The organism is Planomonospora antibiotica, from assembly GCF_014647955.1.
Lineage (GTDB): Bacteria > Actinomycetota > Actinomycetes > Streptosporangiales > Streptosporangiaceae > Planomonospora > Planomonospora parontospora.
The window spans coordinates 1-9,904 of the sequence record NZ_BMQE01000093.1 but is presented as its reverse complement, the minus strand read 5'-3'; the positions used below and the strand labels follow the sequence as shown (position 1 = coordinate 9,904).

General features: G+C 72.8%; 2 protein-coding genes. Both read left to right on the top strand.

Annotation, left to right across the window (positions count from 1 at the left end):
- Positions 1–177 precede the first annotated feature (177 nt).
- On the top strand, positions 178–2,682 hold the full coding sequence (locus IEZ06_RS34995) for a type I polyketide synthase (RefSeq protein WP_189240963.1): 2,505 nt from the start codon (positions 178–180) through the stop codon (positions 2,680–2,682).
- A gap of 47 nt (positions 2,683–2,729) precedes the next feature.
- Positions 2,730–9,904 (top strand): type I polyketide synthase (locus tag IEZ06_RS34990; protein WP_189240962.1); only part of this gene is annotated, 7,175 nt, incomplete at its 3' end.

Genomic DNA, 9,904 nt, shown 5'->3' with positions numbered 1-9,904 from the left:
CCGATGGTCGGGGCTTCCATATCGGGCTCTGCGGATTCCGGGGGTTCCCTGCCCGGTTCCGGGACTTCCGCGACTTCCGCGACTTCCGCGACTTCCGCGGTTTCCGGGACTTCCGGGGCTTCGGTGTCGGGGTCCGGTGCGGGTTCGGTTGCGGGGTGGGGGTCGGCGGAGTACTGGGTGGAGCATGTGCGGCGGTCGGTGCGGTTCGCCGACGCGGTGGACGCGGCGCGGGGTCTGGGTGTGTCGCGGTGGGTGGAGGTGGGTCCGGACGCGGTGCTGACCGCGCTGGCCGTACAGACCCTGGCCGAGGACCCCGCAGGCGGTGCGGACTCTGTGGCCGCCGCCGGTGCCGGTGCCGTGCAGGCGGTGGGGTTGCAGCGGCGGGGCCGGGACGAGGTCGAGGCGCTGCTGACCGGCCTGGGGCGGGCGTACGCGCACGGCGTGGCCGTGGACTGGGCGCGGTACTTCTCCGGGTCGGGTGCGCGCCGGGTGGAGCTGCCCACCTACGCCTTCCAGCGCAAGCCGTACTGGGCGGACAGCACGCCTCCCCGGAACGACGATCCGATGAGCGGCTTCTGGGATGTCATGGAGCAGGAGGACCTCTCCGCCCTGGCCTCGCGGCTGGACGTCGACGTCTCCGTACTCGGCGAGGTCGTGCCCGCGCTGGCGGCATGGCGGCGGCGCCACCGCGAACACGCCGTCGCGGATTCGTGGCGGTACCGCGTCATCTGGCGGCCGATCGCGGATCGGCGGTCCCGCGCACTCGACGGAACCTGGCTCGTCGTCGTCCCCGAGGCGTTCGGCGGCACAGGGCTGCTTCCGATCGTTCTGGGTGCTCTCGCCCAGCGCGGGGCGAAGGTCGTGACCGTCAAGGCGGCCCGCGCGGACCGGGCGGAGCTCGGCGGACGGCTCGCCTCGGCGGCCTCGGGGGAGGACGTCGCGGGAGTCCTGTCCCTTCTCGCGCTCGACGACCGGCCGCACCTGGTCCACCCGCAGCTGTCGTACGGCTACGCGGGCACGGTCACCCTGGTCCAGAGCCTGGAGGACGCCGGGATCACCGCCCCCCTGTGGTGCGTCACCTCCGGAGCGGTCGCCGTCGACCGGGAGGGTGAACCCGCCGGTCGTGAAGCCGCCTCGGTGAGCCCCGGTCAGACGGCGGTGTGGGGGCTGGGCGCGGGGCTCGCGCTGGACCTCCCCGGGACCTGGGGCGGGCTGGTCGATCTCCCCGCCGGACCGGACGAGCGGGCGGCGCTCCGGCTGTGCGACGCGCTCTCCGCGGCGGACGGCGAGGACCAGCTCGCGATCAGGGAGGACGGATGCTTCGCCCGCCGTATGGTCAGGGCTCCGGCCGGAGACCGCCCTGCGGCTTCCTGGCGCCCCGAGGGAACGGTCCTGATCACGGGGGGAACCGGCGGCGTCGGCGTTCACGTGGCACGGATGCTGGCCGGCAACGGCGCGGAGCACCTGCTCCTCACCAGCCGCCGGGGAATGAAGGCGCCGGGTGCGGCCGAGCTGGTGGAGGAACTGACCGCTCGGGGCACCCGGATCACGATCGCGGCCTGCGACGTCGCCGACCGGGACGCACTCGCGGCGTTGCTCCGTACGGTGCCCGAGGAGTTCCCGCTGACCGGGGTCGTGCACGCGGCCGGTACGGCCCAGCGGATCGCACCGCCCTCCGAGCTGACGATCGACGAGTTCGCCCAGGTCGGGAAGGCGAAGATCCTCGGCGCGACGCATCTGGACGAACTGCTCGCCGACCGGGATCTGTCCGCGTTCGTGCTGTTCTCCTCCGGAGCCGCGGTGTGGGGCAGCGCGGGCCAGGCCGCCTACGCCGGCGCGAACGCGTTCCTGGACGGGCTCGCCCACCGACGTAGGGCGCGGGGACTGCGCGCCACCTCGATCGCCTGGGGCTCGTGGGACGCCGGGATGGTGGACGAGGAGCTCGGCGCGCTCATGAAGCGGATCGGAGCGCCCGCCATGCCCGCCGCGGCGGCGGCCGACGTCCTGGGACAGCCGGCCGTCCATGACGAGGGCCACCTGGTCGTCGCGGACTTCGACTGGCCGCGGTTCACTCCCACCTACACGCTCGCCCGTCCCCGTCCGCTCCTGGACGACCTGCTCGACGCGCGGGAGGCCATGAACGGAGGCGGCGAGACGGCGGACGCGACCTCGCTGGTCACCCGTCTGGCCTCCCTACCGGAGGTCGAGCAGAGCCGCGAGCTGCTGGATCTGGTGCGGACGCACGTGGCGGCACTGCTCGGTTACGACGACCCCGCTGAGGTGGACGCCGGCCGTGCCTTCGACGATCTCGGCTTCGACTCCGTCGCGGCGGTCGACCTCCGGACCCGCCTGAACGCGGCCACCGGGAAGAACCTGCCCAGCACCATGGTCTTCGACCACACGACGCCCACCGCGCTCGCCGAGTACCTCAGATCGGAACTCTGCGGCGGTGTCCAGGCCCGTCCCGTACTCACCCGGCTGGACCAGCTGGAGGAGACCGCAGCCGATCTCCTCCCCGAGGAGATCGAGAGCACCCGGATCATCGGCAGACTCCAGGCGCTGATCACCAAGCTGAACGAGAACCTCGCCGGAGACTCCGGCGCCGACGTCAGCAGCCGACTAGAGGCCGCCACGGCCGACGACATCTTCACCTTCATCGACACCGAACTGGGCCTGGCCTGACCAGGCGCGGGACAAAGCCTTCGGCACGAAAGGACTCGTGAGCTTCCATGGCGAACGACGAAAAGCTCCTTGAATACCTGAAGAAGGTCACCGCGGACCTGCACCAGACCCGCCAGCGCCTGCGTGAGGTGGAGAGCGAGGACCTGGAGCCGATCGCGATCGTGGGCATGGCCTGCCGCTATCCGGGCGGGGTGGAGTCGCCGGAGGACCTGTGGCGGCTCGTGGCGGACGGGGTGGACGCCGTCTCGGAGTTCCCGACCGACCGCGGCTGGGACATCGACCGGCTCGTCGCCCCGGACTCCGAGCACGACGGAGGGAGCTACGTCCGGGAGGGCGGTTTCATCCACGGACCCGGTGACTTCGACGCCGACTTCTTCGAGATCAGCCCTCGGGAGGCACTCGCCACCGACCCGCAGCAGCGCCTCATGCTGGAGGTCTGCTGGGAGGCGTTCGAGCGGGCGGGCATCGACCCCCGATCCGTCCGCGGTGAGCAGGTGGGCGTCTTCGCCGGCTCGGGCATCCAGGACTACGAGGACCTGCTGGACGCCGCTCCGGAGGTCGCCGAAGCGTACATGAGCACCGCGAGTGCGGCGGCGGTGATCTCCGGTCGCGTGTCCTACACGCTGGGCCTGGAGGGGCCGTCGGTGTCGGTGGACACGGCGTGCTCGTCGTCGCTGGTGGCGCTGCACCTCGCGGTCCAGGCGCTGCGTCAGCGGGAGTGCACCCTCGCGCTGGCCGGCGGTGTGATGGTGATGTCGACGCCGGCGCCGTTCGTCGCCTTCAGCAGGCAGCGCGGTCTGGCCCCCGACGGCCGGTGCAAGGCGTTCTCCGATGCCGCGGACGGCACCGGCTGGGCCGAGGGCGCGGGCGTGCTGCTGGTGGAGCGGCTGTCGGACGCGCGCCGCCACGGGCATCCGGTGCTGGCGATTGTGCGGGGTTCGGCGGTCAATTCCGACGGTGCCTCCAACGGGCTGACGGCGCCGAACGGCCTGTCGCAGCAGAGGGTGATCCGGCAGGCGCTGGCCAACGCCCGTGTGCCTGCCGCGCAGGTGGACGCGGTGGAGGGCCACGGCACGGGCACGATGCTCGGTGACCCGATCGAGGCGCAGGCGCTGCTGGCGACCTACGGCCAGGACCGGCCGGAGGACCGGCCGCTCTGGCTGGGCTCGATCAAGTCCAACATCGGGCACGCCCAGGCCGCCGCGGGCGTCGGCGGCATCATCAAGATGGTGCAGGCGATGCGGCACGGGCTGCTGCCCAGGACGCTGCACGCCGAGGAGCCGTCGACCCATGTGGACTGGTCGGCGGGCCGGGTGGAGCTGCTGACCGAGGCCCGCGAATGGGCGAAGAACGGCCATCCGCGCCGGGCGGGCGTGTCGTCGTTCGGATTGAGCGGCACGAACGCGCACGTGATCATCGAGGAGCCTCCCGCGGCCGAGGAGGGGTCCTCTCCGGACGTCGAGACGTCGCCCGTGCCCGAGGGTGTTGCGGTTCCGGTGGTGCCGTTGGTGGTGTCGGGTCGCAGTGCGGAGGCGTTGCGGGCGCAGGCCGGGCGGCTGGCGGAGCATCTGGCGGATCGTCCGGAGGCGGGTCTGGCCGATGTCGGGCTGTCGCTGGTGAGCACGCGGGCGGCGTTCGAACGGCGTGCGGTGGTGACGGCCGCCGACCGGGAGGGTGCGCTGGCCGGGTTGCGGGAGCTGGCCGGGGACGGTCCTGTCGGGGAGATGCGTGGCGGGAAGACAGGGTTTCTGTTCTCGGGTCAGGGGGCGCAGCGGGCGGGGATGGGCCGGGAGTTGTATGCGGCGTTCCCGGTGTTCGCGCAGGCGTTGGACGCGGTGTGCGCGGTGGCGGACGTCGAGCTGGGCCGGTCGTTGCGGGAGCTGATGTTCGCCGAGGACCAGGGCGAAGACGAGGGCGGGGACGCGGCGGAGATGCTGGGGCGGACGGAGTTCGCTCAGGTGGCGTTGGTGGCGTTCGAGGTGGCGTTGTTCCGGTTGCTGGAGTCGTGGGGTGTTCGGCCGGATGTGGTGGTGGGGCATTCGGTGGGGGAGCTGGCGGCGGCGCATGTGGCCGGGGTGCTGGATCTGGCGGATGTGGTGCGGTTGGTGGTGGCGCGTGGGCGGTTGATGCAGGCGCTGCCGGCGGGTGGGGTGATGGTGGCGGTGCAGGCCGCCGAGGCCGAGGTGGTGCCGCTACTGACCGATGGGGTGGGGGTCGCGGCGGTCAACGGTCCGTCCTCGGTGGTGGTCTCCGGGGTGGAGGCGGCGGTGGAGGCGGTGCTGGCGGGTCTGCCGGGGGGTCGGCGCAGCTCGCGGTTGCGGGTGTCGCATGCGTTCCATTCGCCGTTGATGGAGCCGGTGCTGGAGAGGTTCCGGCGGGTGGCCGAGTCGGTGACCTACCGCGAGGCGTCGGGGCCGGTGGCGGTGTCGACGGTGACGGGTGCGCCGGTGGCCGGGGAGTGGGGGTCGGCGGAGTATTGGGTGGAGCATGTGCGGCGGTCGGTGCGGTTCGCCGACGCGGTGGATGCGGCGCGGGCCGATCTGGGTGTGTCGCGGTGGGTGGAGGTGGGTCCGGATGCGGTGCTGACCGCGCTGGCCGTACAGACCCTGACCACGGATCCTGCGGATGGCGCGGATGGCGCGGACGGTGCGAGCGGTACGGGTTCTGCGGATTCTGCGGTGGTGGGGCTGCAGCGGCGGGGCCGGGGCGAGGCCGAGGCGCTGCTGGCCGGCCTGGGGCGGGCGTATGCGCATGGCGTGGCCGTGGAGTGGGCGCGGTACTTCTCCGGGTCGGGTGCGCGGCGGGTGGAGTTGCCGACCTATGCCTTCCAGCGGCAGCGGTTCTGGTTGCGGGCGCGTGCGGGGGCGGGGGATGTGAGTGCGGCGGGTCTGTCGGCGGCGGATCATCCGCTGCTGGGGGCGGCGGTGGCGTTGGCCGATACCGGTGGGGTGGTGCTGACGGGCCGGTTGTCGGTGGGGGTGCAGTCGTGGTTGGCCGATCACGTGGTGGGCGGGGTGGTGCTGTTTCCGGGGACGGGGTTCGTGGAGCTGGCGATCCGGGCCGGTGACCAGGTGGGGTGCGGCACGGTCGAGGAGCTGACGCTGGAGGCGCCGCTGGTGCTGCCGGAGCGCGGCGGGGTGCAGGTGCAGGTCGTGGTCGGCGCCCCCGACGAGACCGGTGCCAGGACGCTGAACATCTACTCCCGTGACCACAACCCTGCTGCGGACCTGCTCTGGACGCGTAACGCGACCGGCGTTCTCGTCGGCGGACCGGCGAACGAGGGGACGGGACTGTCCCAATGGCCGCCGGCCGAGGCGACGCCCATATCGCTGGAGACGCTGTACGAGCAGTTCGCGGAGTCCGGGCTCGCTTACGGACCGCTCTTCCGGGGGCTGACGGCGGCGTGGAAGTCAGGCGACGAGGTGTTCGCCGAGATCGGTCTTTCGGAGCAGGGACGTTCCGAAGCGGGGCGTTTCGGCGTGCACCCCGCCCTCCTGGACGCCTGCCTCCACGCGTCCACGTTCACCGACTCGCTCGGAGACCAGGCCGTTCTCCCGTTCGCATGGACGGGTGTGACGCTGCATGCCACAGGTGCCGTCGCCGCGAGGGTGCGGCTGGTGCCGGTCGGACCGGGAACCGTCAGCCTCACGGTGGCGGACGGTGCCGGTGCACCGGTGATGTCCGTCGACTCCCTCGCCCTGCGACCGGTCGCCATGGAGCAGCTGGCAGAGGCTCGCTCGACGTTCCACGATTCGCTGTTCCGGGTGGAGTGGGCCCAGGCCCCTGCCGCTCCCTTCGCCGGTTCGGTGTCGTGGGGGCGGTGGGGTGCGCTGCCGGAGGGCGCCGAGGTGCCCGAGGCGGTGGTGTTCGAGTGCCCGGTGCCCGGGACGGACGTGCCGGATGCGTCCGGGGCGGATGTTCCCGGGGCGGTGCGGTCGGCTACCGCCGAGGTGCTGGGGGTGGTGCAGGCGTGGCTGGCCGAGGAGCGGTTCGCGGACTCCCGCCTGGTGGTGGTGACCTGGGGTGCGGTGGCGCTGCCGGGTGAGGACGTGGACGTGCGGCTGGCTCCGGTGTGGGGGCTGGTGCGGGCGGCGCAGGCGGAGAACCCCGGCCGGTTCGTGCTGGTCGACACCGATGACGCGACCGGGTCGGCCGAGGCGCTGGGTGCCGTGATCGGCTCGGGTGAGCCGGAGGCGGTGATCCGGGGTGGTGAGCCGCGGGTGGCGCGCCTGGTACGGGTGCCTGCCCTGACCTTCTCGGACACGCCGGGGGACCCGGCCGGTGAGGCGGAGCCGGGTGCGGTGTGGGATACGTCGGGCACGGTGCTGGTGACCGGTGGCACGGGTGGTCTGGGTGCGCTGGTGGCGCGGCACCTGGTGACCGAGCACGGGGTGCGGCAGCTGGTGCTGACCAGCCGGCGGGGCCTGGAGGCGCCGGGCGCGGTGGAGCTGGCCGCCGAGCTGACCGCGCTGGGGGCGCGGGTGACGGTGGCGGCGTGTGACGTGGCCGACCGGCAGGCGCTGGCGGATCTGCTGGCCGGTGTTCCGGCGGCGCATCCGCTGCGCGGGGTGGTGCATGCGGCCGGGGTGCTGGACGACGGGGTCGTGGCGGCCCTGACGCCGGAGCGGATCGACACCGTGCTGCGGCCGAAGGCGGACGCGGCGTGGTACCTGCACGAGCTGACGGCGGAGCTGGACCTGTCGGCGTTCGTGCTGTTCTCCTCCGCCTCCGGGACGCTGGGCAGCGCCGGTCAGGGCAACTACGCGGCGGCGAACGCGTTCCTGGACGGGCTGGCGGCGTATCGGCGGGCGCGGGGGTTGGCGGCGCAGTCGCTGGCGTGGGGTCTGTGGGCCGGTGGCGGGATGGACGACGCGTTGAAGCGGACGGGTCGGCCGCGTACCTCCCAAGGCGGCGTGATCCCTCTGGCCGTGGACGAAGGACTCGCCCTGCTCGACGCGGCGCAGAATGTGGGCGGACCGGCACTGGTGCCCGTGAACCTGGACCTCATCACGTTGCGCACGCTGAGCGACGGCCTTCCCCGGATGTTCCGTGTCCTCGTCCCGGTGAGCCGTCGCCGTAGTGTGGCGGGCAGAGCCGACTCCACCGCTCTGCGCGGGAGGCTTGCCGCGCTTCCTCAGGAGGAGTGGCCCAAGACGCTGCTGAACCTGGTGCTCACGCACGTCGCAGGAGTCCTGGGGCACGCCGGCCCGGAAGCGGTCGAGCCCGACCGGGCGTTCCAGGAGCTGGGCTTCGACTCGCTCACCGCAGTCGAGTTCCGCAACCGGCTCAACGCGGCCACCGGGCTCCGCTTGTCCCCCACGCTGGTGTTCGACCACCCGGCACCGGCCGTCCTGGTGGACCACCTCCTGGACCTCATGTCGGATGACGACGGGAAGCCGGCAGCGGTCGCGGCGACCACCGCCCTCACCGACGAGCCCATCGCGATCGTGGGGATGGCGTGCCGGTATCCGGGCGGGGTGGAGTCGCCGGACGACCTGTGGCGGCTGGTGGCCGAGGGGACGGACGCCATCTCGGAGTTCCCCGACAACAGGGGATGGGACGTCGAGCGGATCTACGACCCCACCGGAGAGCGGCCGGACACGACGTACACGCGGGAGGGCGGTTTCCTCCACGGCGCGGCGGAGTTCGATCCCGCGTTCTTCGGGATCAGCCCGAACGAGGCCCTCGTCATGGATCCGCAGCAGCGGTTGCTGCTGGAGACGTCATGGGAGGCGATCGAGCGGGCGGGCATCGACCCGGCGTCGCTGAAGGGCAGCCGGACCGGCGTGTTCGCCGGGATGATGTACCACGACTACGCGGCCAACAGCAGCACGGGTGCGATCGCGTCGGGCCGCATCTCCTACGTGTTCGGTCTGGAGGGGCCGTCGGCATCGATCGACACGGCGTGCTCGTCGTCGCTGGTGGCGCTGCACCTGGCGGCGCAGGCGCTGCGGTCGGGGGAGTGCTCGCTGGCGCTGGCCGGCGGTGTGGCGGTCATGGCTACGCCGGAGGTGTTCGTCGAGTTCAGCCGGCAGCGCGGTCTGGCCCCCGACGGCAGGGCGAAGTCCTTCGCGGACTCCACGGACGGCACCAGCTGGGGCGAGGGCGTCGGCATGCTCCTGGTGGAGCGGCTGTCGGACGCGCGCCGCAACGGCCATCCGGTGCTGGCGATCGTGCGGGGTACGGCGATCAACCAGGACGGCGCCTCCAACGGGCTGACCGCGCCGAACGGCCCGTCCCAGCAGCGGGTGATCCAGCAGGCCCTGGCCAACGCCCGGCTCACCCCCTCGGACATCGACGTGGTGGAGGCGCACGGCACGGGCACGACGCTCGGCGACCCGATCGAGGCTCAGGCGCTGCTGGCGACCTACGGCCAGGACCGGCCGGAGGACCGGCCGCTCTGGCTGGGCTCGATCAAGTCGAACATGGGCCACACGCAGGCCGCCGCCGGCGCCGCGGGAATCATCAAGCTGGTCATGGCGATGCGGCACGGGCTGATGCCGAAGACGCTGCACGTGGACGCGCCGACCTCGCAGGTCGACTGGTCGGAAGGCCGGGTGGAGCTGCTGACCGAGGCCCGGGAGTGGGCGCAGAACGGTCACCCGCGCCGGGCGGGCGTGTCGTCGTTCGGGCTGAGCGGCACCAACGCCCACGTGATCATCGAGGAGCCTCCCGCGGCCAAGGCCGTGGAGCCGGCCGGACAAGTGGACCTGCCGATGGTGCCGTTGGTGGTGTCCGGTAAGAGCGTGGAGGCGTTGCGGGCGCAGGCCGGGCGGCTGGCCGCGCATGTGGAGGCGCGTCCGGAGGCGGGTCTGGCCGATGTCGGTCTGTCGCTGGTGAGCACGCGGGCGGCGTTCGAACGGCGTGCGGTGGTGGTGGCCGCCGACCGGGCGGAGGCGCTGGCGGGTCTGGCCGCGTTGGCCGACGGGAGCGCAGCGGTGGCCGAGGCCGTCCGCGGTGGTGGGACGGGGTTTCTGTTCTCGGGTCAGGGGGCGCAGCGGGCGGGGATGGGCCGGGAGTTGTATGCGGCGTTCCCGGTGTTCGCGCAGGCGTTGGACGCGGTGTGCGCGGTGGCGGACGTCGAGCTGGGCCGGTCGTTGCGGGAGCTGATGTTCGCCGAGGACCAGGGCCAGGGCCAGGGCCAGGGCGAGCACGAGCACGAGGGTGGGGGCGCGGCGGAGGTGCTGGGGCGGACGGAGTTCGCTCAGGTGGCGTTGGTGGC